This is a genomic window from Streptomyces scopuliridis RB72, assembly GCF_000718095.1.
GTDB classification, from domain to species: domain Bacteria; phylum Actinomycetota; class Actinomycetes; order Streptomycetales; family Streptomycetaceae; genus Streptomyces; species Streptomyces scopuliridis.
Genome location: NZ_JOEI01000030.1, coordinates 25,654 through 48,090, shown reverse-complemented (window position 1 = coordinate 48,090; position 22,437 = coordinate 25,654). Strand labels below are relative to the sequence as shown.

Genomic DNA, 22,437 nt, shown 5'->3' with positions numbered 1-22,437 from the left:
GTGGTCCTCTTCCTGTTGAGCTGACGCCCTGCACGGCCTCCCCGTACTTCCGGCGCACGCGCGCCGTTTCCCCGCGTGCCTTCACACGCAGAGCGCCACGCTTCTCCCTCCCCCTCGCACGCCCCGTCGCATGGACGCCCGTCATGCTCCGCAGTCGCAGCAACTGCAGGCGTCGCAGCAGTCGCACCCTTCACAACAACAGTCGCAGCCGTCGGACCAGTTGCAGCAGCCCTCACGCTTCTTGCGTGACCACGGGCCCTCGTACTCGTCCGCACAACAGAGTCTGCAGGTGCAGCACAGCCCGACGAAGACCGCGCAGCCGGCCAGGAAGCCGCGCTTGCCCGGCTTCGGCGGCGGCTGCTGCCCGAAGCCGGGCGGCAGCCCCCCGCTCCCCTGCCCTTCGTGCGCGCAGGCCGTCGTGCCGAAAGCGCGGTCGACCGAGACCCGGAGTTCGTGCGCCAGCAGCACATGCGCCAGCCTGCCGTCGGTGAACTCCACGTCCCGCAGCGCCGACCGGATTCCGCGCACCGCGTCGTCGGCGAGCCGCCGCGCCTCCGCGCGGGACGTACCGGTCGCGGTGAGCGGGTTCCACGCACCCGACGCGGCGTCAGCAGGCTGGTCCTCCACGGCGTCCAGCAGATGCGCGAGCCGCCCGAAGAGCCGCCCGGCCTCGGCCAGTGGAGCGCTGTTGCCCGGCCGGCCCGCCAGAACGGCGGTGTACGCGAAGGCCGCGGCGGTCGCCGTCTCGGTCGGCTCGGTGACGGTGAGCAGGGGCGTACCGGGACCGGCCAGCGCCTCGATCCCCTGCTGCCGCTCGACGGCGTCGACCAGGACGGCCGTGTCGAACCCCAGCTCCGCGCCGGTGCGCGCGCCCGCCCTGTCCCACCCGTGGGCGACCCGGCGCGCGGCGGCGGCCAGCGGCCGGCGCCTCAACAGCCCGTCCCCGTCCGCGACGTGGTCCCGTATCTTCGCCGAGGCGAGCACCAGCGATACGGAGGCGGCGAGCCGCGCGCCCTCGCCCCTGGCTATCGGCGCCGTACGCATGCCGCGCAGCGGACAGGGGCCCGCGGTGCGCCGCTGCCGTGCGGTGCGCTCGGTCTGAGCCTCCGTCAGAACCGAGACGATCAGCCCGTCGTAGTTGGTGACGACCCGGGAGAACTGCCCGTGGTCCGCGCGAAGTGCCAGACAGAGCCCGCAGAGATGAGCCGTCCACTCGGCTTTGAGCCCGTCGGCGAGCCGATGCGTACACGGTCTGACGATTCCGAACACGACAATCCCCCGAGAGTCGTTCACAAGTGCGTGACGCATCGTACCGAGCGAGCGGTTCACCCGTCCGTCCCCAGCGTCACCCATCTGGCCGGAACGTAATATTTTGTACCGACTCAGGGCCTGTACGCTGGAAGAACCTTGACGAACCGCCACATCTTCTGCACCAGTACCGTCACGAATCATCTGCGCGCCGACTATCCCCTTGGCGCGCAATCCGCATGATGGTCGACCATAGGGATAGGGAACGTCATGTGACCGCGGTGAAAGGAGGCGTCCATGGGATCGGTGCGCAAGGCGAGTGCCTGGCTGGGCCTCGTTGAGGACAACGACGAGCGTTACTACGACGACGAGTACGCCGAGGGTGCGGAGAACGGCGACAACTGGCGGACCGACCCGCGCGTACGGGTCGTCGCCGAGGCCGCCCCGGAGCAGGACCGCAGAATCGCCACCGTCTCCCCGGACAGCTTCCGGGACGCCCGGACCATCGGCGAGCTCTTCCGGGCCGGCACCCCGGTCATCATGAACCTCACGGCCATGGAGCCCGCCGACGCCAAGCGCGTGGTGGACTTCGCCGCCGGACTGATCTTCGGGCTGCGCGGCTCGATCGACCGCGTGGCCACCCGGGTCTTCCTGCTGAGCCCCGCCGACACCGAGATCGTCACCGGCGAGGCCGCGGGCCGCGGCAAGGACGGCTTCTTCAACCAGAGCTGAGCAGGGCGCTCACCGGTTCGCCCGGTCCCACGGGGTCACCGGAAGGCGTCGAGGCCGGTGAGCGCCTTGCCCAGGACGAGCTGATGCATCTCGACGGTGCCCTCGTAGGTGAGCACCGACTCCAGGTTCGTCGCATGGCGCATCACGGGGTACTCCAGCGAGATCCCGTTGGCGCCGAGGATGGTCCGTGAGGTGCGGCAGATCTCGATCGCCTCCCGCACGTTGTTGAGCTTGCCGAAGCTGACCTGCTCGGCGCGGAGCCGGCCCGCGTCCATGCGCCGCCCCAGATGGTGGGCGAGCAGGATGCCCTTGTGCAGTTCGAGGGCCATGTCGGCCAGCTTGGCCTGGGTGAGCTGGAAGCCGCCGATCGGCCGGCCGAACTGCTCCCGGGTCCTGGCGTACTGAAGCGCCGCTTCGAAACTCGCGCGCGCCGCGCCCATCGAGCCCCAGACGATTCCGTACCGCGCGTGGCTCAGACAGCTGAGCGGGCCGCGCAGTCCGGTGACCTCCGGGAGGACGGCGTCGGCGGGCAGCCGTACGTCATCGAGGACCAGTTCGCTGGTGACCGAGGCACGCAGTGACCACTTGTGGGTGATCTCCGGGGCCGAGAATCCGGGGCTGCCCGCCGGGACCAGAAAGCCGCGAATGCCCTCGTCGGTCCTCGCCCAGACGACGGCGACCCCCGCCACCGAACCATTGGTGATCCACATCTTGCGGCCGTTGAGCACCCAGTCGGTGCCGTCCCGCTTGGCGTGGGTGCGCATTCCGGCCGGGTCGGAGCCGTGGTCGGGCTCGGTGAGTCCGAAGCAGCCGATGATCTCGCCGGCGGCCATGCCGGGCAGCCAGCGCCGCTTCTGCTCCTCGGAACCGAAGCGATGGATCGCGTACATGGCGAGCGAGCCCTGTACGGAGACGAGCGAGCGGATCCCGGAGTCGGCGGCCTCCAGCTCCAGACAGGTGAGCCCGTACTGGACGGCGGTGGCGCCCGCGCAGCCGTACCCGGTCAGGGACATCCCGAGCGCGCCGAGTCCGCCGAGTTCGCGGGTCAGTTCACGGATGACGGGCAGTTCGCCGCGCTCGTACCACTCGGCGATATGCGGCAGGACCCGGTCGGCGGCCCAGGTCCGCACGGTGTCCCGGATCGCCAGGTCCTCCGGTTCGAGCAGATCGTCGAGACCGAGGGGGTCGCCGGGGTCGAAGGGCGGGGGCTTGGCGACAGACGGAGCGGACGGCGTGGACGGTGCGGACATGGGACGGCCTCCGGCGGCTCGCACGGCTCGGACGAGCCGTAACTAGCAGCGCTAGTTACGGCTCCGTGACGACGGTACGACTCAGTGTGCCGCGCGTCCAGACGCACCCCGTCGGCGTCGGCCCGGCCCGCGGGCCGGTACGCCTAACGGGAGAGACGGCCCGCCGGGATCGCAGCCTCCGGGGACTCGCGTGGAGCCGACGGCGCTCTGCGCGGCCGGGGCGGTCGCCGCTCCTGCGGGCGGGGCGGCCGCGCCTCCCCGGACTCGGGCGCCTCGGGCGTCTCCTCGGGCGTCTCCTCGCGCGCCTCACGCGCTTCGACGGGCGGCTCCTCGTCGGCGCACGGCGGACACTCCATGACCTTCGGCAGCCGCAGCGCGGCCAGCGCGCCGAGCAGCAGCAGCCCCGCGCTGACCAGCAGCGTGACATGCAGGCCGTGGACGAACGAGTGGCGCGCGGCGGTACGCAGCGTCTCCCCCGCGGGTCCGCCGATCCCGGCCGCCACCTGATAGGCCTCACCGAGCGAGCTGGAAGCCGCCGAACCCGCCGCCGCGGGCACACCCTTCACCGACGACAGCGCGGGCGCGTACACCGCGTTCATCACGCTGCCGAGCAGCGCGATCCCCATGCCCGCACCCAGCTGGTACGAGGTCTCGCCGATGGCCGCGGCCCCGCCCGCCTGGTCCGCCGGAGCCTCGCTGAGCATCGATTCGTACGCGCCGAAGAGCGTGGTCTGGAGCCCGAAGCCGAGCAGGACGAAGCCGGCGGTCAGCAGTCCGGGCCGGTCGTGCTGGCCCATCATCACCAGCAGCAGCACGGCGCCGGCGGTCAGCACGAAGCCCCAGGCCACCATCCGGCGCGGCCCCACCCGGCGCAGCGTGGCGGAGCCGGTGACGCCCGCGGCCATGGCGGCGAAGGTGAGCGGCAGCAGCCGCAGTCCGGTCTCCAGCGGGCTGAGTCCCAGCACCAGCTGGAGGTACTGGACGGCGATCAGCTCCAGGCCCACCAGGGCCAGCATGGCGAGCACGATGCAGCCGACGGAGGTGGAGAACGTGGGCCTGGCGAACATCCGCATATCGATCAGCGGATGCTTCCTGCGCCGCTGTCTGCGGACGAAGAGGATGAGCAGGGCCGCGCCGACGCAGAGCGGGCCGAGGGTCTCGGGGCCGAGCGGCCCTTCCCCGGCGCCGAGCCGCTTCACCCCGAAGACCACCCCGAGCACCCCGGCCGCGGCCATCAGCGCGCCGAGCACGTCCCAGGGCCCGTCGCCGGGGCCCTTCGACTCGGGCAGTACCAGCCGGCCGAGCGGCAGCAGGAGCGCCAGCAGCGGGATATTGATCAGGAAGACCGAGCCCCACCAGAAGTGCTCGACGAGGAAGCCGCCGAGCACCGGGCCGAGGGCGGCCCCGACCGCGGCGACCGCCGTCCAGACACCGATCGCCATGGCGCGCTCGCGCCGGTCGGGAAAGACGTCGCGCAGGATGGAGAGCGTCGCGGGCATGATCATCGCGCCGCCGATACCGAGCAGGGCGCGCGCCCCGATCAGTACCAGCGGCGTATCGGCGAGGGCCGCGACAGCCGAGGCCACCCCGAAGAGCGCGTATCCGATGAGCAGGACCCGGCGTCTTCCGATGCGGTCGCCCAGCGTGCCGAAGAGGATCAGCAGCGCGGCGCAGACCAGCGGATACGCGTCCACGATCCAGAGCAGCTCGACACCGCTGGGCCTGAGGTCGGCGGTGACGGCCGGGACGGCGACATGCAGCACGGTCGCGTCCAGCGCGACCAGCAGCAGGCTCACACAGAGGACGACCAGGACGATCCAGCGGTTGGCACCGCCGCGGGCCCCGGCCGCGCGCAGCCGTGCGCCGGCCGTGGTGCTCCCGGACATCTGAGTACCTCCCAATGCGTCCCTCGCGCTCGGCGGGCCAACGGGGACACGGGTCCCTCGGAGCGGCCCGGCATCGACGGGCGAGTGAGCCGTCAGCGTACGCGAGTGAACGCGCGTGGCGCGTGGCGCATCTCTCACCGTCCCGGCCGACGAGTGTGGCGTACGCCACTCCACCGCGCCAGGACCGGGACTCCGAGCGCGCACGAGCGGGAGGGAAATTCCGTGCGACGCCACGGTGAACTCATTCTGTTCCGCAGAAAGACAGTTTCAGGAACGGCGTGCCGATTAATAGGGACGAAGGTCCCTTCGATTTCCGGAACGTCCCCCTGATAAACCGCGCTCCGAGACGCACTCCACATCACATCGTCATCACAAAGAGACCGGATCGACCGGTTCATTCGCTCACTCGCTGTAACGTCGATGGGGTGCGTACCGACATCTTTGCCCGTCTGGACCGGGAGCCGGAACCGCCGAAGATAGAGATCCCGCGGATGAGCCGCACCCGCAAGGCTCTCTTCGGCGGGACGCTGGCGTTCTATCTCGCCATCGTCGTTGCCGTGCTCGCCTCGTCCTCGCTGGTGATCCTCGACTGGAAGGTCATGCTCTTCCGGCCCTATCAGCAATGGCCGGAACTGCATCCTTTCCTCGACTACTTCGTGGTGCTGGGGCAGCGCGGCCCCACGGCCGTGATGATCGCGGCCTGGCTGGGCTGGCGCTCCTGGCGTCAGCACACGCTGCGGCCGCTGCTGGCCCTCGGCACGGCGCTGCTGCTGCTCAATGTGACCGTCGGGGCGGTGAAGCTCGGTCTCGGCCGGCTCGGCCCCCACTACGCGACGCAGATCGGCTCGGCCGAGCTCTTCGCGGGCGGCGATATATTTCCTTCGGGACACACCGCCAACGCCGTGGTGACCTGGGGAATCCTGGCCTATCTGGCCACCACGCCCCGGGCCAGGCGCTATCTGTCGGTCATGTCGGCCGTGGTCGCCCTGGGGGTCGGTGCGACAACCGTCTATCTCGGTACGCACTGGCTGAGCGATGTGCTGCTCGGCTGGGCCGCCGGGCTGCTGATCCTGCTGGCACTGCCCCTGTTCGAGCCGCTGATCGGCCGGGCCGAGCTGACCGTCTTCGCGGTCCGCGAGCGGTGGCGCGCGCGCCGCAGGACCACCCCGTCGACCCCGGTCGCCTCCGGGGGCCCGCGTCCCGCGCCGGTGTCGCACGAGGCGTCGGCGCTGGCCGACGAGCCGCCGTGCGAGCCCGTCGGAGCAGGCCACGGCGGCCACACCGGCGCGGGCCTGCCCACCGGAACCGTCACGGGTACGGGTCAGCTCACCCAGTCGAGGCCGCACGCGGTGCGCTCGGAACGTACGCCGGTCACCCCGGCGGGCAGCCGCCGGCCGGGGCACTCACGGCCCATGACGGGCGGCTGAGCGCCCCCAGGGACCGTGGACGGTACGCACGGCCCCGCCCCGCTCGTACGAAGGCCCCGGCTCCGGCCGGGGCCTTCGTACGTCTCAGAAGCCCGTCGGGAGCCCGTCAGGAGCCTCGTCTCGGGCCGTCGGTCAGCCGAGCCAGCAGCGGATGACCCGGCCCTCCTCCACCTCGAAGTTGAGCCGGCCCACGACGAACTCCATGGTGATGATCGAGCCCGGAGGCAGCGATCTGACCGTGGTCCAGCCGCGCTCGCGGGCGGTCCGTTCGGCGCTCCCGGAGTCGAGTCCGACATAGGACTCGGGGACGTCGTCGGGCTGTCGGGGTGGAGTCGGTATCGGTGCCATACCACTCACCGTAGGCGCCGGGGAGTGCCGAAGGAAGCCGAACGGATACCTCGTCCGTATGCTTCTCGTCCCTCCGCGGTCACACTTGTGTCACAGGTTCCGGCGTGCTCCGGATGCGAACGCGTCACTCTTACGGCCCCTTCACATCCGACTTCTTAGAAATTCCACAACCCTGAAGATCACATAAATAGCCGGCCCTGAATTCGACCGCCCACCACGGTCGTTTTCCGGCCGACCGCGGAAATCAATTGATGGGCCGTCGAGGAATTCACGAGTCCCCCGCACAATCCGCCGCCGGCCGACACCTGCCCGCACCAGCGCCTTCCCGTCGGCATGAGCCTGTCGCGTGCCTGTCAGCCGAGGGCGCGGGACAGCCGGTCCCGTACGACCCTGATGCGTTCGGTCAGCTCCGGTGGCTCGATCACCTCGAAGTCGAAGCCGAGCAGCGCCAGATGGATCACCATCACATCCAGGCTCCCCGCCCCGGTCCGCAGCAGACAACTGTGCGCGTCGACCGCCTCCAGGACGCCCGAGGACGGTGAGATGCCCTGGGCCGCCTCCTCGGCGGACGCGTGCAGCCGGATCACCGCCGCCGTGGCGTAGGCCCGGGTGGAGACGCCCCGCGAGACATACGCGGCGAGGTCCTCGGCCGGCGGGGTACGCGGGGTGAAGCGCGGGCCGTGCGGCGGTGTGGGGGTGATCCGGTCCACCCGGAACGTACGCCAGTCGGCGCGGTCCAGGTCCCAGGCGACCAGATACCAGCGGCGTTCGGTGCAGACAAGGCGGTGCGGCTCGACGGTGCGGCGGGTGACAGCGTCCTCGTGGTCGCGGTACGCGAAGCGCAGCCGCTCGCTGTCCCGGCAGGCGTTGGCCAGCTCCGTGAGGACCCCGGGGTCGACCATGGGCCCCCGCGGGCCCCGCAGCATGGGCACGGTGAAGGAGTTGAGGGCGCTGACCCGGCGCCGCAGCCGGCCGGGCAGCACCTGCTCCAGCTTCGCCAGGGCGCGTACGGAGATCTCGCCCATGCCCTCGATTCCGTTGCCGGCGGCGGTGCGCAGGCCGACGGCGACCGCGACGGCCTCCTCGTCGTCCAGCAGCAGCGGCGGCAGCTCGGCCCCCGCGCCGAGCTGGTAGCCGCCGCCCGTGCCGGGGCTGGCGTTGACCGGATAGCCGAGTGCGCGCAGCCGGTCGACATCGCGCCGTACGGTGCGCGGGGTGACGCCGAGCCGGTCGGCGAGGTCGGCGCCGGACCACTCGCGGTGGGCCTGGAGCAGTGAGAGCAGACGCAGCAGTCGTGCCGAGGTCTCCAACATGGGCCGAGCCTGACAGCCCTCGCGGACAGCTTCTGTCCGCAAGCCCCAGCTCCGGTCAGGGCGTCGGCACGGGCGCGGGCGCGGGGTCCAGTCGTACGCAGAAATCGTTGTCATGGGTGTAGCCGGGGGCGGCCAGCCGGCCGTCCGTGCCGTGCGCCGGGACGGCGTGGGCCGGATAGACATGGATCGCCCGCTTGTCCCAGATGTCGTCGAGGATGCGGGAGATCCGTATGCCGGCGGTGTCCGGCGCGGGCAGCAGCCAGAGATCCCAGCGCCGGCTCTCCCCTCCCGGCCCGCCCGGCTCTTCGGCCAGCGGTCCGTACGGCAGGGTGAAGGCGAACACCCCGCCCCGGCCGGTCACGGCCACCCGGTGCGTACGGTCGCCGCCGTGCAGCCGGGCCTCCGCGCGCGCGTGCTCGCCCAGTTCGGCGCCGTACAGCACGCCCTCGACCGACATCCCGGCCGGCGCGCAGCGGACCGTCCCGGCCTCGGCGTGCGGTGCGCGGAGCCAGGTCCTGAGGGCGAGCCGGCCGTCCGCGGTGGGGTACGGGACGCGGGCCGCGACCGGGCCCGTACCCGGCACCCGGTCGATCAGCGCCCGTACGTCCCTGATCCCGGGCCGTACGGGCCGGTCGCCCGAGGTGCCCGTGAAGATGTCCCAGTGGCCTTCGGCCAGTTCGACGGTGCTGGGCAGTACGGCGCGCAGCCGTGCCGGCCCGGCGCCGGAGGCCGTGGCGGGCCCGGTCAGCGGCAGCCGTACCTCGTCGTCCCCGCCGCCGTGCGTCCCGACCGCGTCGGCGCGGCGGCGCAGCACCAGCGTCGCGCCGGGGCGGGCGGCGTCCGTGACGTCGAAGGTGATTCCCCCCGCCGAGTCGGCGATGCAGTCGGCGGTGCACACGGGGGGCGACGCCCGCCGCCCGATGGGTCTGGTCATACGGTTCTGCCCTTTCGGATCACATCTGCGGCCTTGTCCCTGACGGTGAACGCACCGCCGAGTAAGGCGCTGCCACCGCGGCACAGCACGTCGCGGGGCTTCGCGCCCCCGGACGACCCCCGCGAGGACCGGGCCAGCTCGGCGTAGAGCGCCGCGTGGCGCTCCGCGATCCGCGCCGGGTCGAAGCGGGCCGAGGCCACGCGCGCCGCCTCTCCCATGCGCCGGCGCAGTCCGTCGTCCTGGATCAGCCCGAGCAGCGCGCCGGCGATCGCGTCCACGTCGCCCACCGGCACCAGCCGCCCGTCGACCCCGTGCTCGATGATCTCGCCGGGACCGTGCGGACAGTCGGTGGCGACGACGGGGACCCCGCAGCGCATGGCCTCGACGATGGTCATCCCGAAGGCCTCGTGGCTGGAGGTGACGGCGGCGAGCGATCCCTTCACCCACTCCGCCTCCAGCGGGTCGGTGGGGCCCATCAGGAAGACATGGTTGTACAGCCCGCTCTCCTCGATGAGCCGGCGCAGCGCCGCCTTCTCGTCGCCACCGCCGTGGATCCGCAGCCGCCAGTCCGGGCGTACGGCCACCACCTGGGAGAACGCCCGCACCAGCAGGTCGTACCGCTTGACCCGGGTCAGCCGGCCGGCCGCGACGACCCATTTGCCGGTGGAGTCGGCGGGGGCGACGGCGGGCGCGGGCACGCAGTTCGGTACGGCGACGATCCGTACGCCGGGCAGCCACAGCCGGGTGCGGTAGGCGCGGGCGTCGGCCTCGGTGACGGTGGTGACCGCGTGCAGCAGCCGGTAGCGGTGGCCGATCTCGCAGCGCAGCCGGCGGCCGTGGTTGTCGAGGGCCAGATGCTCCTGCCCCACCCGGATCTGGCCGTGTCCGCCCTGCCGGACGAGATGGACGTTGAGGCCGGGGCGGGTGCCGATGACGACATCGGCCTCCAGCGCGGCCAGCCGGGCGCCGATCCTGGCGTCGGTGAGCCGGCTGTACTGCCGGTAGCAGCCGTCGCCGCGCGGGAAGACCCGGGCGGGCCGCTGGTGCTCCGGGTCGTCACCGTCGTAGTCGGGGCTGCCGCGCCGCAGGTCGACAAGGTGACTCAGCCGGACTCCGGCCGGGGCTCCGAGGACCGGCTCCTCGCGGTGGCGGAAGACCGACACGATCTCGACATCGTGGTGGACCGCCAGCGCTTCGGCCAGATTGAACGTGCCGCGGATGGTCCCGCCGATGCCGTACGCGTTGTGGAGCAGAAAAGAGAGGTGCATACCGTGCCGGGTCTCCCTGGTCCTTCCGGTTTCCGCCGGTCCCTGTGCGGGCCGACTGGGTAGATGCGGAAATGACCCACATGGTGCCGACTCGGCGCGGATCTGTACGTTCACGCGCCGATACGGCGTCCGCGCGCCGCGCGGACGCCCCTCGGACGCCACACGGACCCCGTGTCGGGACCACCGAAGGGAGCAATGAGTTTCGGCCATCCCATTGATTCGCTGATTTCCCGGTTTGTCGACCTGTCCATCTGTCCATGTACGGACCGGCACTGCGGTCTTTCGGTTCAACTTCCTTTCACCCGGCAGGCGTTGAGCCGTACCGTCCCGTTCCGGCCGATGGCCCGCGCCCGGCCCGGGATGGTTCGATTCCGTGCCCCTTCGCGCGTGACCCGGGCGACGGCTCGCCCGTTGTCTTCTGTACGAGCCGGGAACAGCCCGGCCCACGCACCGAGTTCGAGGAGCCACCCGTGCCGCGCATGCTCGATGTCAGCGAGGACGTACGCGCCGAGATCGGCGACGAAGAAGCCGACCGGCTGCTCTCCGGCGAGAACTCCCCGGGCAGCTATGACTGCACGTCCTGCCGGACCCCCGGCGACTCCGAACAGGAGCGGACCAGCACCGTGCTGTTCGTCGGTGAGGAGACCGCCGTTCTCGCCTTCGCCCACGCCACCTGCATTCCCTCCCAGGTCGTCCAGGTCGCCGAGGACCAGCTCCAGGGGGCGGTCCGGTCGATCACCGGCGGCGAGCCCCGGCCCCAGAGGGCGCAGGGAGCCCCCGCCGCGAGCTCCAACCAGGCCGTGCTGGGGGTCACCAGCGGTCTGGTGCTGATCGAGGGCGATCTGCACCCCGCCCTGGTCGTCGAGCCGACCGCCCCGATCGTCCGGCCCGGCTCGGACGCCACCACCGACGAGTTCCTGCCGCTCCTCATCGAGCAGGGCTTCCAGCCGCTCGGTGATCTGAACCAGGTGCCCGCCCCGCTGCCCGGCTGGTCGGTGCTGCTCGCCATGGGACAGCTGCACGCCGTACTCCAGCCCGGCACCGGCGGCGGCACCCCGACCGCGTGGTGGCAGGCCCATCAGCCGCTCCAGGTCACCGAGGGCTGGCGGACCGCCGCCAACAAGTCGCACACCGTACTGGTCTTCGCGGCGCCGGTCGGCTCGATCGGCCAGCAGCCCCGCGAGGACCTGCTGCGCGACGCCCTGGAGAAGGCCGCGGCCAACGGCAGGCTGGTCGCCGCGGCGATGCCGCTGGCCGGCACGTGACCGAGGCCACGCGCCCCGTCCGCCCGTCGCGGCGCGTCACCGCGACGGCGAATTCCCAGGACAGCCCGCATCCGACGGGCGATGAGGTCGTTGGCACGTACGTGCACTCATACGACCCCACCCGCCAGCAGTACCAGAGCCATATCCCTTCCATGCGCCCCGCGCAGGATGTCGCGGACGGGTTCTCCACGACCCCGATCTACGACGCGCTGTACTCCGAATTCCGCCGGTCGTTCAGGGCGCTGCCCGGTGACCGCAGCAATGAGGAGAATCTCGGCTTCACGGCCTTCGGCACCGGGCTGCACGCCGCGCGTGGCGGGTACGGCGCCCACTCCGGGCTCGGGCATACGCCGTACCCCGGCTCCTGGCAGCGCGATCCCCGGCAGCACACGGGACGGCCGGCGCAGGCGGCGCTCCCGCCCGCTCTTCCCCCGGGCCCCCGCCGGGGCAGATGACAGCGCCGGAAGCGGTGGGGCCCGGCACGGATTCGTCCGTGCCGGGCCCCACCGCTTCCGGCGTGATGTACGTCCGGGCTTCCCGGCCTACTTCTTGCGGCCGCGCTTCTCGCGCACCCGTACGGAGATATGGATCGGGGTGCCCTCGAAGCCGAACTCCTCACGCAGCCGGCGCTCCACGAAGCGCCGGTAGCCGGCCTCGATGAAGCCCGAGGCGAAGAGCACGAAGCGCGGCGGCTTCGTGCCCGCCTGCGTACCGAACAGGATGCGGGGCTGCTTGCCGCCCCGGACCGGGTGCGGATGCGCGGCGACCAGCTCGCCCAGGAACGCGTTGAGCCGGCCGGTCGGGACCCGCGTCTCCCAGCCCGCGAGGGCCGTCTCGATCGCCGGGACCAGCTTCTCCATATGGCGGCCGGTGCGCGCCGACACATTCACCCGGGGGGCCCAGGCGACCTGTGCCAGCTCCGTCTCGATCTCCCGCTCCAGGTAGTAGCGGCGCTCCTCGTCGAGGGTGTCCCACTTGTTGTACGCGATGACCAGGGCACGGCCCGCCTCGACGGCCATCGTGATGATCCGCTGGTCCTGGACGCTGATGGACTCGCTGGTGTCGATCAGTACCACCGCCACCTCGGCCTTCTCGACGGCGGCGGCGGTACGCAGCGAGGCGTAGTAGTCCGCGCCTTCCTGGAGATGGACCCGGCGGCGGATACCCGCGGTGTCGATGAACTTCCAGACGACGCCGCCCAGCTCGATCAGCTCGTCGACCGGGTCGCGGGTGGTGCCCGCGATCTCGTTGACGACGACGCGGTCCTGGCCCGCGACCTTGTTCAGCAGGGACGACTTGCCGACGTTCGGGCGGCCGATGAGCGCGATACGGCGGGGGCCGCCGAGGGCGGTGCCGAATGTCTGCGCCGGGGCCTCGGGCAGCGCTTCGAGCACCGCGTCGAGCATGTCGCCGGTGCCCCGGCCGTGCAGCGAGGAGACCGGGTGGGGCTCGCCGAGCCCGAGCGACCAGAGCGCCGTGGCGTCGGCCTCGCCGCTCGGTCCGTCGACCTTGTTGGCGCAGAGCACGACGGGCTTGCCCGCCTTGCGCAGCAGCCGGACCACGGCCGTGTCGGTGTCGGTCGCGCCGACCGTGGAGTCCACGACGAAGACGACCGCGTCGGCGGCCTCGATCGCGTACTCGGCCTGGGCGGCGACGGAGGCGTCGATACCGAGGACGTCCTGCTCCCAGCCGCCGGTGTCGACGATCTTGAAGCGGCGGCCCGCCCACTCGGCCTCGTAGGTGACCCGGTCGCGGGTGACTCCGGGCTTGTCCTCGACGACCGCCTCGCGGCGGCCGATGATCCGGTTCACGAGAGTGGATTTGCCGACATTCGGTCGGCCGACGACGGCGAGGACGGGCAGCGGGCCGTGACCGGCCTCATCGATCGCACCCTCCACCTCCTCGGGCTCGAACCCCTCCTGAGCGGCAAGCTCCATGAAGTCCGCGTACTCGGCATCGCCGAGCTCTCCGTGCTCGTCGGCGGAGTCGATCTGGTCGTTCATGAAGTCCGTACCTCGTTCATCGTGATCGGTGCACCGCGGACACGCGGTGCACTACTCAAGTCTTTCCTAGCGCCCGGTCAGGCGCCTGGCGTTTTCCAGGTGGACGGTCAGCCGCTCCTGGATGCGCGCGGTGGCCTCGTCCAGCGCCTTGCGGGTGCGCCGTCCGGTGCCGTCCCCCGCCTCGAAGGCGTCGCCGAAGACGACGTCCACGCGGCTGCGCAGCGGGGGCAGCGCCCGTATCAGCCGGCCCCGGCGCTCCGTACTGCCCAGGACCGCCACCGGCACGATCGGCGCCCCGGACCGTACGGCGAAGTACGCCAGCCCGGCGCGCAGTGAGGCGAAGTCTCCCTCGCCCCGGGTGCCCTCGGGGAATATCCCCAGCACCCCGCCGTCCCTGAGCACCCCGAGCGCGTCGGTGATCGCGGCGCGGTCGGCGACCGTACGGTCCACCTTCAGCTGGCCGATGGCCCGCAGGAACGGGTCGAGCGGGCCGATGAACGCTTCCTTCTTGATCAGGAAGTGCACCGGCCGGGGCGCGGTGCCCATCAGCATCGGGCCGTCGATGTTGTGCGCGTGGTTGACGGCGAGGATGACGGGGCCGCTCGCCGGAACCCGCCACGCGCCCAGCACCCGCGGCTTCCACAGGCCGTACATCAGCCCGATGCCGATGCCGCGCCCGACCGCCGCGCCCTTCTCCGAGGCCGGGGCCGGGGCCGCGTCCTTCGGTGACGTGGCTCTCGCCGCCGGTGCCGACGGTGTGCTCACCGCGCGGCCCGCTTCTCCTCGACCAGGGTCACGACACACTCGATGACCTGCTGGAGCGTGAGATCCGTGGTGTCCACCTCGACCGCGTCGCCGGCCTTGGCGAGCGGGGACGTCTTACGGCCGGAGTCGGCCGCGTCCCGCTTGGCCAGGGCGTCCTTGGTGGCGGCGACATCGGTCGCCTCCTTGCCCTTCAGCTCACCGCTGCGCCGGGCGGCGCGCGCCTCCGGGGACGCGGTGAGGAAGACCTTGACGTCGGCGTCCGGCAGCACGGTCGTACCGATGTCGCGGCCCTCGACCACGATCCCCTTCCCGGCGGCCGAGGCGATGGAGCGCTGGAGCTCGGTGACGACGGTCCGTACCTCGGGCACGGCGCTGACCGCGCTCACCTTGGAGGTGACCTCCTGGGTACGGATCGGCCCGGAGGCGTCCGCCCCGTCCACGGTGATCGTGGGAGCGGCCGGGTCGGTCCCGGAGACCAGCACGGGCTTGCCCGCGGCGGTCGCGACGGCGGCGGGGTCCGAGACGTCGACACCGTTGGTGATCATCCACCAGGTCATCGCGCGGTACTGCGCGCCGGTGTCCAGGTAGCTCAGCCCGAGCTGGGCGGCCACGGCCTTGGAGGTGCTCGACTTGCCCGTGCCGGAGGGCCCGTCGATGGCGACGATCACTGCGGCCGGTGCGGTCCGGGCGGGGGTTGCTCCGTTGTCCACGGGGGTCGGACACCTTCCTGGTTCAAGGGGGTCGATGTGCGGGGACGCACATACGCCCCCGCACAAGGTTACCGAGTACTCAGGACCCCGAATGCACCCGTTCGGCGGGACGCGGACCACCGCGCCGGACTACTGAGGGACTACGGCGGAACCACCGCGGGACCACCGGCGGACTACTGCCGGATCGACCAGCCGCGTTCCCGCAGGGCCGCCGAGAGCACCGGAGCCGCCGACGGCACCACCATCAGCTGTACCAGGCCCGCCTGCTGCCCGGTCGCGTGCTCGATCCGTACGTCCTCCACATTGACCCCGGCGCGGCCCGCGTCCGCGAAGATCCGGGCCAGCTCGCCCGGCTGGTCGCTGATGAGCACGGCCACGATCTCGTACGTCGCGGGGGCGGCGCCGTGCTTGCCCGGCACCCGTACCCGTCCCGCGTTGCCGCGCCGCAGGACGTCCTCGATCCCGGCGGCCCCGCCGCGCCGCTTGTCCGCGTCCGCGGACTGGAGCGCGCGCAGCGCCTCGACCGTCTCCCCGAGGTCGGCGGCGACCCCGGCCAGTACGTCGGCGACCGGGCCGGGGTTGGCGGAGAGGATCTCGACCCACATCCCGGGGTCGGAGGCCGCGATCCGGGTGACATCGCGGATGCCCTGGCCGCAGAGGCGTACGGCCGTCTCGTCGGCCTCCTCAAGCCGGGCGGCGACCATCGACGAGATCAGCTGCGGGGTGTGCGAGACGAGGGCGACCGCGCGGTCGTGCGCGTCGGCGTCCATCACCACCGGCACGGCGCGGCACAACGCGACCAGTTCCAGGGCGAGGTTGAGCACCTCGGTGTCGGTGTCCCGGGTCGGGGTCAGCACCCACGGGCGCCCCTCGAAGAGATCGGCGGTCGCGGCCAGCGGTCCCGAGCGCTCCTTGCCGGCCATGGGGTGCGTACCGATGTACGCGGCGAGATCGAGGCCGAGCGCCTCCAGCTCGCGCCGGGGGCCGCCCTTGACGCTGGCCACGTCCAGATAGCCGCGGGCCACGCCGTCGCGCATCGCCGCGGAGAGCGTGGCGGCGACATGCGTGGGCGGTACGGCGATGATCGCGAGGTCGACGGGGCCCTCGGGCGCCTCGTCCGTCCCCGCGCCGAGCGCGGCGGCGGTCCTGGCGCGGGAGGGGTCGTGGTCGCTGAGATGGACGGTGACCCCCCGGCCGGCCAGGGCCAGCGCCGCCGAGGTGCCGATCAGGCCCGTACCGATGACGACGGCGGTTCTCACTGGGCGATGTCCTTGCGGAGGGCAGCCGCGGCGCCGAGGTAGACGTGCGCGATCTGGGACTTGGGGAGGTCGGACTCGATATGGGCGAGGATACGGACGACGCGCGGCAGGGCGCCCGCGATGTCCAGTTCCTGCGCGCAGATCAGGGGGACGTCGACGATGCCGAGCCCGCGGGCCGCGGCGGCCGGGAAGTCGCTGTGCAGATCGGGCGTGGCCGTGAACCAGACGCTGATCAGATCGTCCGCGGTGAGCGCGTTGCGCTCAAGGATCGCGGTGAGGAGCTGCCTGACCTGGTCGTCCATGTGCCCGGCTTCGTCCCGCTCCAGCTGGACCGCTCCGCGGACCGCTCGTACCGCCACGACGTTCTCCTCAGTGATCGAGTGCTCGTCCCAGGGTAGTCAGCCGCGGGGAACGGGGGCGCGGCGACCGTTCCCCGGGAGAAATGCCCGGGAACGCGGAGCGGTGTCCCCGTACCCTCTCGTCCATGACCTCGCCGGAAGCGCTCGTCCGTGAACACACCGTCTACGCGTGTGTGATGGGCTCGCGCGCCTTCGGACTGGCGACGGAGGGGAGCGACACCGACCGGCGCGGTGTCTTCCTCGCCCCGACCCCGCTCTTCTGGCGCTTCGAGAAGCCGCCGGCCCATGTCGAGGGCCCGGCCCCGGAGCAGTTCTCCTGGGAGCTGGAGCGCTTCTGCCACCTCGCCCTCCGGACCAACCCCAATGTCCTGGAGTGTCTGCACTCCCCGCTCGTGGAGCGGATCGACGACACCGGCCGTGAACTGCTCGCCCTGCGCGACGCGTTCCTGTCCCGCCACGCGCACCGGACCTTCGTCCGCTACGCCGAGGGCCAGCGCGAGAAGCTGGAGGCGGACGTCCGCCGGCACGGCGCCCCGCGCTGGAAGCACGCCATGCATCTGCTGCGACTGCTCGCCTCCTGCCGGGATCTGCTGCGTACGGGCAGTCTGGTGATCGACGTCGGCGAGGACCGGGACCGGCTGCTGGCGGTCAAGCGGGGCGAGGTCCCCTGGCCCGAGGTGGAGCGCCGTGTGACCCGCCTCGTCGCCGAATCCGACGAGGCGGCCCCCCGCTCCCCCCTGCCACCCGAGCCGGACCACGCGCGCGTCGAAGACTTCCTGACCCGCACACGCCGCGCCTCAGCGCTCTGACACGCGCGGCTCACCCACGCGGCTCAAGAATCCCAGAGCGCTCCCAGCGCCATCAGCTCGCCGTGGTACTCGATCCGCTCCGCCCACTCCTGGGGCCACGCGCCCGCGCCCAGGTGGGCGCCCGCGAACGCGCCCGTGAGGCAGGCGAGGGAGTCGGAGTCGCCCCTCGTGCAGGCCGCGCGGCGCAGGGCGGTGAGCGGGTCCTGGGGGAAGAGGAGGAAGCAGAGCAGGCCGGTGGCGAGGGCTTCCTCGGCGATCCAGCCGTCTCCGGTGGCCAGGCAGGGGTCGGTCTCCGGGGAGGGGGTGCGCAGGGCCTCCTGGAGGCGTTCCAGGGCTTCCAGGCACTCGTCCCAGCCCCGGGCGATGAAGGTCTCGGGCGTGGGGTCGCCGGAGAGGCTCCACAGGTCGCCGAGCCAGCGGTGGTAGTAGTGCTCGCGGTTCTCGTACGCGTACGAGCGCAGCTGGCCCACCAGCCCCTGCGGCTCACCGCCGTGCGCCAGCAGATAGACCGCGCGGGCCGTCAGATCGGAGGCGGCCAGCGCCGTCGGATGGCCGTGGGTGAGCGCCGCCTGCAACTGCGCCGCGCCGCCGCGCTGTTCGTCGCTGAGGCCGGGGACGAGTCCGATCGGCGCGACCCGCATATTGGCGCCGCAGCCCTTGGAGTCGATCCGGCTGGCCCGCTGCCAGGGGCGGTCGCTGTCGAGGAGTCTGCAGGCGGTCAGGCACGTGGCGCCGGGGGCGCGGTTGTTGTCCGGGGAGTGGTACCAGCGGACGAACTCGTCGCGCACCGGCCGCTCCAGCCGCAGCGGACCGAGCACGCCCCGGTCCATCGCGGTCCTGATCCCGCGCGCGAACGCCAGCGTCATCTGGGTGTCGTCCGTGACGAACGCGGGCTCCGGCAGCGCCATCTCCCGCCAGGGACCGCACTTGGCCAGGATCGACGGCACATCGTTGAACTCGGTGGGAAAGCCCAGCGCGTCACCGAGCGCGAGCCCGATCAGCGAGCCCGTGGCAGCCTGTTTGGTCAGGGCCCTCGCGATGATCATGCGTTCCGTCCTTCCGGTCGCAGCAGAGGTGGGTGCAGCGTGGTGGCGGAGCCCGCGCGATACAGCGCGGCCGGTTTCCCCCGGCCACCCGTCCGGCGCGGCGGCCCCTCCAGCGCCTGGACGAAACCGGGCGTGGTGAGGACCTTGCGCCGGAAGTTGGGGCGGTCGAGAGCCACGCCCCAGATCGTCTCGTACACCTGCCGCAGCTCCCCGAGCGTGAACTCGGGCGGGCAGAAGGCCGTGGCGAGACAGGTGTATTCGAGCTTGGCGCCGACCCGGTCGTAGGCGTCGGCGAGGATGTGCTCGTGGTCGAAGGCGAGCGGCCCGCGGGCGCCGAACTCCACCCACTGGGCGCGGGCCGCGTCCCCGCCGCCGCGCGGCTCCGGCAGATCGGGGATGAGCGCGGCGTACGCCACGGACACCACCCGCATCCTGGGGTCGCGGTCCGGATCGCTGTAGGTGCGCAGCTGCTCCAGATGGAGCGCGCCCGCGGTCCGCGCCAACAGACCGGTCTCCTCGGCGAGTTCGCGGCGGGCGGCCTGTCCGGCGGACTCCCTGGGCCGTACGAAGCCGCCGGGCAGCGCCCAGTCGCCCCGGTACGGTTCCTCGCCCCGCTCGACGAGGAGTACGTGCAGCCGGCCCAGGCGCACGGTGAAGACGGCGAGATCGACGGTGACCGCGAACGGCTCGAAGGCGGCGGGGTCGTAGCCCCCCGGCACGCGCCGTCCCCGGATCGTCATGGCCGCCACCCCCTCACGGTCACACTTAATGGTCACGTTGACTATAAAGGTGAACGGGCCGTCCGCACAAGGAAGAAGCCCGCGACCATACGGCCGCGGGCTTCGCGATGTCGAGCGGTGGTTGTCGAGCGGTGGTTACAGCCCGACTTCCTTCATCAGCATGCCCACCTCGGTGTTGGTGAGGCGGCGCAGCCAGCCGGACTTCTGGTCGCCCAGCGGGATCGGCCCGAAGGACGTCCGGACGAGCCGGTCGACCGGGAAGCCCGCCTCGGCGAGCATCCGGCGGACGATGTGCTTGCGGCCCTCGTGGAGGGTGACCTCCACCAGGTAGTTCTTGCCGGTGTTCTCGACGACCCGGAAGTGGTCGGCCTTGGCGTAGCCGTCGTCCAGCTGGATGCCGTCCTTCAGCCGCTTGCCCAGATCGCGCGGCAGCGGGCCCTGGATCGCGGCGAGATAGATCTTCTTGACGCCGTACTTGGGGTGCGTGAGGCGGTGGGCCAGCTCACCGTGGTTGGTGAGCAGGATGATGCCCTCGGTCTCCGTGTCGAGCCGGCCGACATGGAAGAGCCGGGTCTCGCGGTTGGTGACGTAGTCGCCGAGGTTCTGCCGCCCGTCGGGGTCCCCCATCGTGGAGACGACCCCGGCCGGCTTGTTCAGCGCGAAGAAGAGATGCGACTGCGTGGCGACCGTCAGCCCGTCGACCTTGATCTCATCGCGGTCCGGGTCAACGCGCATGCCCTGTTCGAGGACGATCTCGCCGTTCACCTCGACCCGGGCCTGCTCGATCAGCTCCTCGCACGCCCGGCGCGAGCCCATGCCGGCGCGGGCGAGGATCTTCTGCAGCCGCTCGCCCTCCTGCTCGGCGCCCGGGTTGGTCCTCGGCGTCTTGACCGAGGGCCGGTCCGCGTACCGGTCGCGGTTGCGCTGCTCGATCTTGGCGTCCAGTTCGCGCGGACGGGACGGCGCACCGCGCCGCGGACCGCCGCGGCCACCGCTCTGCGAAGGCTTGGGACCGCCCTTGGCACCGCCGCGGGCCGCCGCGCCCCGGGCACCGCCCTGACGGGAGCCCCCGCCGGAGGCACCGCCCGCGGAACCGCCGGAACCGCCGGAGCCACCGGAACGGCGCGAGCCGGCGGGTGCCCCGGACGCGCCGGAACCACCGGTGGGACCCGAGCGGCCGACGTCGTAACGGCGCTCCTCGGGACGGGGGCGGGACGGCCGCTTCTGCTCGTCGTCACGCCCGCTGCCGGCTCCCCGGTTGTCCCGGTTGCCGCCGCCGCTCCCGCCTCCGCCGTTCCTGTTGCCGCTTCCGCTGTTCCTGCCGTTGCTTCGCATCAAAGTTCCGTCTTGTCGTCTGCGTGGGTATCCGGTGCGTCCGGATCGAACGACGGAACGCCTTCCTGGCTCTCGGCCTCGATCGCGTCCGCCTCGGGGAGGAAGGGCGCGAGTTCCGGGAGCTCGTCCAGGCCCCGCAGGCCCATCCGCTCCAAAAAGTAGTTCGTCGTCCTGTACAGGATCGCACCTGTTTCGGGTTCCGCGCCCGCCTCCTCCACCAGCCCGCGCTGGAGCAGGGTCCGCATGACGCCGTCACAGTTCACCCCGCGCACCGCCGAGACCCTGGAACGGCTCACGGGCTGGCGGTACGCGACGACCGCCAGCGTCTCCAGCGCGGCCTGCGTGAGCCGGGCCTGCTGGCCGTCGAGTACGAACGCCTCCACGGCCTCCGCGTACTCGGGCCGGGTGTAGAAGCGCCAGCCGCCGGCGATCAGCCGCAGCTCGAAGCCCCGGCGCTGCACGCTGTACTCGTCGGCCAGCTCGCGCAGCGCGTCGGCGACGGCCCGCCGGGGGCGGTCGAGCACCTTGGCGAGATGTTCCTCGGTGGCGGGCTCGTCGACGACCATGAGGACCGCCTCCAGCGCGGGCTTGAGGTCCAGCTCCGCGACCGTACCCACCGCCCGCTCCCTCGCCTGGTCCCGCTCCCTCTCCCTCTCGCTCACGCCGTCACCCTCTTCTTCTCGTCCGTTCCGTCGGCCGGCTTCCCGCCCGTTTCGTCGGCCGGCCCGGACTCACGGTCGAACTCGTCCGTGACGGCCGCCTCCACATCACCGTCCCCGCCCGTCCAGCGGACCATGAGCGTGCCGAGCGCCTCCTCCTGGTCCAGGGCGACGGCACGCTCCCGGTAGAGCTCCAGCAGCGCCAGGAAGCGCGCCACGACGGTGAGGGTGTCCGCGGCGTCCTCGGCGAGCGCCAGGAAGCTGATCTCGCCGCGCTCCCGCAGCCGCGCGACGACGATCCCCGCCTGTTCCCGCACCGACACCAGCGGCGCGTGGATGTGCTCCACGTACACCTGCGGCCTGGGCTTGGGCTGCATCGCCTTCACGGCGAGCCGGGCGAAGCCCTCGGGCCCGATGCTGATCACGACCTCGGGGAGCAGCGCGGCGTGGTGCGGCTCCAGTCCGACGGTACGGGGATAGCGCCGGGCCTCGGTGTCCAGGCGCTCGCTGAAGATCTCCGCGACCTGTTTGTACGCGCGGTACTGGAGGAGCCGCGCGAAGAGCAGGTCCCGCGCTTCGAGCAGCGCGAGATCGGCTTCGTCCTCGACCTCGGCGGCGGGCAGCAGCCGGGCGGCCTTCAGATCCAGCAGCGTCGCCGCGACGACCAGGAACTCGGTGGTCTGGTCGAGGTCCCAGTCCGGCCCCATGGCGCGGATGTGCGCCATGAACTCGTCGGTGACCTTCGACAGCGCGACCTCGGTCACATCCAGCTTGTGCTTGGAGATGAGCTGGAGCAGCAGGTCGAAGGGGCCCTCGAAGTTCACCAGCCGTACGGTGAACCGCCCGTCACCGGGCGCGGCCTCCGACACAGGAGCGGGCTCGGGCACCGGCTCCGGCGCTGGCGCGGGAGCCGGCTCCACCACGGGCTCCGGTACGGGAGCGGGCTCGGGAGCGTGCTCCGCCACAGGCTCCGGTACGGGAGCCGGCTCGGGCACCGACGCCCCTGGCCCGCGGCCCAGGGTGCGGCGGGACGGGCGGTGGAGACCGGGGGGCGGGGGCATCGAGGTCCTGGGGGCGGGAG

General features: G+C 72.0%; 22 protein-coding genes. 5 read left to right on the top strand and 17 right to left on the bottom strand.

What is annotated here, in order from left to right; genetic code table 11:
• Positions 1-141: 141 nt before the first annotated feature.
• A complete protein-coding gene (locus IF11_RS0130150) occupies positions 142-1,308 on the bottom strand; it encodes a DUF5685 family protein (RefSeq protein ID WP_063759265.1) in 1,167 nt (388 codons plus the stop codon).
• Between the two features lie 237 nt (positions 1,309-1,545).
• On the opposite strand from IF11_RS0130150, the gene IF11_RS0130145 reads away from it, so the two are divergent.
• Complete coding sequence (locus IF11_RS0130145; protein WP_030354938.1) at positions 1,546-1,980, top strand: cell division protein SepF; 435 nt, start codon at positions 1,546-1,548, stop codon at positions 1,978-1,980.
• A 35-nt stretch (positions 1,981-2,015) separates the two neighbouring features.
• Here the strand turns inward: IF11_RS0130145 and IF11_RS0130140 are convergent, their stop codons facing one another.
• Together IF11_RS0130140 and IF11_RS0130135 are read right to left on the bottom strand one after the other, a co-directional pair.
• Entirely contained in the window at positions 2,016-3,230 is a 1,215-nt protein-coding gene (locus IF11_RS0130140) for an acyl-CoA dehydrogenase family protein (RefSeq protein WP_030354937.1), read from the bottom strand.
• 143 nt (positions 3,231-3,373) lie between these two features.
• On the bottom strand, positions 3,374-5,116 hold the full coding sequence (locus IF11_RS0130135; protein ID WP_037728967.1) for an MFS transporter: 1,743 nt from the start codon (positions 5,114-5,116) through the stop codon (positions 3,374-3,376).
• A 425-nt stretch (positions 5,117-5,541) separates the two neighbouring features.
• Here IF11_RS0130135 and IF11_RS0130130 point away from each other — a divergent pair, with 425 nt between their 5' ends.
• Positions 5,542-6,543, top strand: a complete 1,002-nt coding sequence (locus IF11_RS0130130) for a phosphatase PAP2 family protein (RefSeq protein ID WP_030354935.1) — start codon at positions 5,542-5,544, stop codon at positions 6,541-6,543.
• Between the two features lie 132 nt (positions 6,544-6,675).
• On the opposite strand, the gene IF11_RS0130125 is transcribed toward IF11_RS0130130, so the two are convergent.
• The 4 genes from IF11_RS0130125 to IF11_RS0130110 all read right to left on the bottom strand — a co-directional run bounded on the left by IF11_RS0130125 (position 6,676) and on the right by IF11_RS0130110 (position 10,406).
• On the bottom strand, positions 6,676-6,891 hold the full coding sequence (locus tag IF11_RS0130125; protein ID WP_030354934.1) for an I78 family peptidase inhibitor: 216 nt from the start codon (positions 6,889-6,891) through the stop codon (positions 6,676-6,678).
• Between the two features lie 353 nt (positions 6,892-7,244).
• Positions 7,245-8,204, bottom strand: coding sequence for a helix-turn-helix transcriptional regulator (locus IF11_RS0130120; RefSeq protein WP_030354933.1), 960 nt, complete (start codon positions 8,202-8,204; stop codon positions 7,245-7,247).
• Positions 8,205-8,259: 55 nt separating this feature from the next.
• Positions 8,260-9,138, bottom strand: coding sequence for a hypothetical protein (locus IF11_RS0130115; protein ID WP_051746365.1), 879 nt, complete (start codon positions 9,136-9,138; stop codon positions 8,260-8,262).
• Complete coding sequence (locus tag IF11_RS0130110; RefSeq protein WP_030354931.1) at positions 9,135-10,406, bottom strand: glycosyltransferase family 4 protein; 1,272 nt, start codon at positions 10,404-10,406, stop codon at positions 9,135-9,137. Before IF11_RS0130110 ends, IF11_RS0130115 begins: the two co-directional genes overlap by 4 nt.
• 470 nt (positions 10,407-10,876) lie before the next feature.
• On the opposite strand from IF11_RS0130110, the gene IF11_RS0130105 reads away from it, so the two are divergent.
• Both IF11_RS0130105 and IF11_RS0130100 read left to right on the top strand, forming a co-directional pair.
• The gene (locus IF11_RS0130105; RefSeq protein WP_030354930.1) at positions 10,877-11,671 is read left to right on the top strand and encodes a hypothetical protein; all 795 of its coding nucleotides are present in this window, start codon (positions 10,877-10,879) and stop codon (positions 11,669-11,671) included.
• 101 nt (positions 11,672-11,772) lie between these two features.
• A complete protein-coding gene (locus IF11_RS0130100) occupies positions 11,773-12,126 on the top strand; it encodes a hypothetical protein (RefSeq protein ID WP_030354929.1) in 354 nt (117 codons plus the stop codon).
• 87 nt (positions 12,127-12,213) lie between these two features.
• On the opposite strand, the gene der is transcribed toward IF11_RS0130100, so the two are convergent.
• The 5 genes from der to aroH all read right to left on the bottom strand — a co-directional run bounded on the left by der (position 12,214) and on the right by aroH (position 16,767).
• On the bottom strand, positions 12,214-13,674 hold the full coding sequence (der, locus tag IF11_RS0130095; protein ID WP_030354928.1) for a ribosome biogenesis GTPase Der: 1,461 nt from the start codon (positions 13,672-13,674) through the stop codon (positions 12,214-12,216).
• A 66-nt stretch (positions 13,675-13,740) separates the two neighbouring features.
• Complete coding sequence (locus IF11_RS0130090) at positions 13,741-14,328, bottom strand: lysophospholipid acyltransferase family protein (protein WP_240627722.1); 588 nt, start codon at positions 14,326-14,328, stop codon at positions 13,741-13,743.
• 107 nt (positions 14,329-14,435) lie between these two features.
• Positions 14,436-15,149, bottom strand: coding sequence for a (d)CMP kinase (gene cmk, locus IF11_RS0130085; RefSeq protein ID WP_051746364.1), 714 nt, complete (start codon positions 15,147-15,149; stop codon positions 14,436-14,438).
• A gap of 173 nt (positions 15,150-15,322) precedes the next feature.
• Complete coding sequence (locus IF11_RS0130080) at positions 15,323-16,408, bottom strand: prephenate dehydrogenase (protein ID WP_030354925.1); 1,086 nt, start codon at positions 16,406-16,408, stop codon at positions 15,323-15,325.
• The gene (gene aroH, locus IF11_RS0130075) at positions 16,405-16,767 is read right to left on the bottom strand and encodes a chorismate mutase (RefSeq protein WP_030354924.1); all 363 of its coding nucleotides are present in this window, start codon (positions 16,765-16,767) and stop codon (positions 16,405-16,407) included. The genes IF11_RS0130080 and aroH overlap by 4 nt, the downstream gene beginning before the upstream one ends.
• 125 nt (positions 16,768-16,892) lie before the next feature.
• Here aroH and IF11_RS0130070 point away from each other — a divergent pair, with 125 nt between their 5' ends.
• Positions 16,893-17,576 carry a nucleotidyltransferase domain-containing protein gene (locus tag IF11_RS0130070; RefSeq protein WP_030354923.1) on the top strand — a complete coding sequence of 228 codons (684 nt, stop codon included), beginning with the start codon at positions 16,893-16,895 and terminating at the stop codon, positions 17,574-17,576.
• 23 nt (positions 17,577-17,599) lie between these two features.
• Here IF11_RS0130070 and IF11_RS0130065 read toward each other — a convergent pair whose 3' ends face one another.
• The 5 genes from IF11_RS0130065 to IF11_RS0130045 all read right to left on the bottom strand — a co-directional run bounded on the left by IF11_RS0130065 (position 17,600) and on the right by IF11_RS0130045 (position 22,417).
• Positions 17,600-18,622 carry an ADP-ribosylglycohydrolase family protein gene (locus tag IF11_RS0130065; protein WP_030354922.1) on the bottom strand — a complete coding sequence of 341 codons (1,023 nt, stop codon included), beginning with the start codon at positions 18,620-18,622 and terminating at the stop codon, positions 17,600-17,602.
• On the bottom strand, positions 18,619-19,362 hold the full coding sequence (locus IF11_RS0130060; protein ID WP_030354921.1) for an NUDIX hydrolase: 744 nt from the start codon (positions 19,360-19,362) through the stop codon (positions 18,619-18,621). Before IF11_RS0130060 ends, IF11_RS0130065 begins: the two co-directional genes overlap by 4 nt.
• A 135-nt stretch (positions 19,363-19,497) precedes the next feature.
• Complete coding sequence (locus IF11_RS0130055; protein WP_030354920.1) at positions 19,498-20,697, bottom strand: pseudouridine synthase; 1,200 nt, start codon at positions 20,695-20,697, stop codon at positions 19,498-19,500.
• On the bottom strand, positions 20,697-21,263 hold the full coding sequence (gene scpB, locus IF11_RS0130050) for an SMC-Scp complex subunit ScpB (protein WP_240627723.1): 567 nt from the start codon (positions 21,261-21,263) through the stop codon (positions 20,697-20,699). Before scpB ends, IF11_RS0130055 begins: the two co-directional genes overlap by 1 nt.
• 92 nt (positions 21,264-21,355) lie before the next feature.
• Positions 21,356-22,417 carry a segregation and condensation protein A gene (locus IF11_RS0130045; RefSeq protein WP_051746362.1) on the bottom strand — a complete coding sequence of 354 codons (1,062 nt, stop codon included), beginning with the start codon at positions 22,415-22,417 and terminating at the stop codon, positions 21,356-21,358.
• Positions 22,418-22,437: the final 20 nt, after the last annotated feature.

What these genes read in the sequence shown, in the direction of transcription:
- IF11_RS0130150 (WP_063759265.1), bottom strand. Translation starts at nt 1,308, where the DNA reads ATGCGTCACGCACTTGTGAACGACTCTCGGGGGATTGTCGTGTTCGGA.
- IF11_RS0130145 (WP_030354938.1), top strand. Translation starts at nt 1,546, where the DNA reads ATGGGATCGGTGCGCAAGGCGAGTGCCTGGCTGGGCCTCGTTGAGGAC.
- IF11_RS0130140 (WP_030354937.1), bottom strand. Translation starts at nt 3,230, where the DNA reads ATGTCCGCACCGTCCACGCCGTCCGCTCCGTCTGTCGCCAAGCCCCCG.
- IF11_RS0130135 (WP_037728967.1), bottom strand. Translation starts at nt 5,116, where the DNA reads ATGTCCGGGAGCACCACGGCCGGCGCACGGCTGCGCGCGGCCGGGGCC.
- IF11_RS0130125 (WP_030354934.1), bottom strand. Translation starts at nt 6,891, where the DNA reads ATGGCACCGATACCGACTCCACCCCGACAGCCCGACGACGTCCCCGAG.
- IF11_RS0130120 (WP_030354933.1), bottom strand. Translation starts at nt 8,204, where the DNA reads ATGTTGGAGACCTCGGCACGACTGCTGCGTCTGCTCTCACTGCTCCAG.
- IF11_RS0130115 (WP_051746365.1), bottom strand. Translation starts at nt 9,138, where the DNA reads ATGACCAGACCCATCGGGCGGCGGGCGTCGCCCCCCGTGTGCACCGCC.
- IF11_RS0130110 (WP_030354931.1), bottom strand. Translation starts at nt 10,406, where the DNA reads ATGCACCTCTCTTTTCTGCTCCACAACGCGTACGGCATCGGCGGGACC.
- der (WP_030354928.1), bottom strand. Translation starts at nt 13,674, where the DNA reads ATGAACGACCAGATCGACTCCGCCGACGAGCACGGAGAGCTCGGCGAT.
- IF11_RS0130090 (WP_240627722.1), bottom strand. Translation starts at nt 14,328, where the DNA reads ATGTACGGCCTGTGGAAGCCGCGGGTGCTGGGCGCGTGGCGGGTTCCG.
- IF11_RS0130070 (WP_030354923.1), top strand. Translation starts at nt 16,893, where the DNA reads ATGACCTCGCCGGAAGCGCTCGTCCGTGAACACACCGTCTACGCGTGT.
- IF11_RS0130065 (WP_030354922.1), bottom strand. Translation starts at nt 18,622, where the DNA reads ATGATCATCGCGAGGGCCCTGACCAAACAGGCTGCCACGGGCTCGCTG.
- IF11_RS0130060 (WP_030354921.1), bottom strand. Translation starts at nt 19,362, where the DNA reads ATGACGATCCGGGGACGGCGCGTGCCGGGGGGCTACGACCCCGCCGCC.
- IF11_RS0130055 (WP_030354920.1), bottom strand. Translation starts at nt 20,697, where the DNA reads ATGCGAAGCAACGGCAGGAACAGCGGAAGCGGCAACAGGAACGGCGGA.
- scpB (WP_240627723.1), bottom strand. Translation starts at nt 21,263, where the DNA reads ATGGTCGTCGACGAGCCCGCCACCGAGGAACATCTCGCCAAGGTGCTC.
- IF11_RS0130045 (WP_051746362.1), bottom strand. Translation starts at nt 22,417, where the DNA reads ATGCCCCCGCCCCCCGGTCTCCACCGCCCGTCCCGCCGCACCCTGGGC.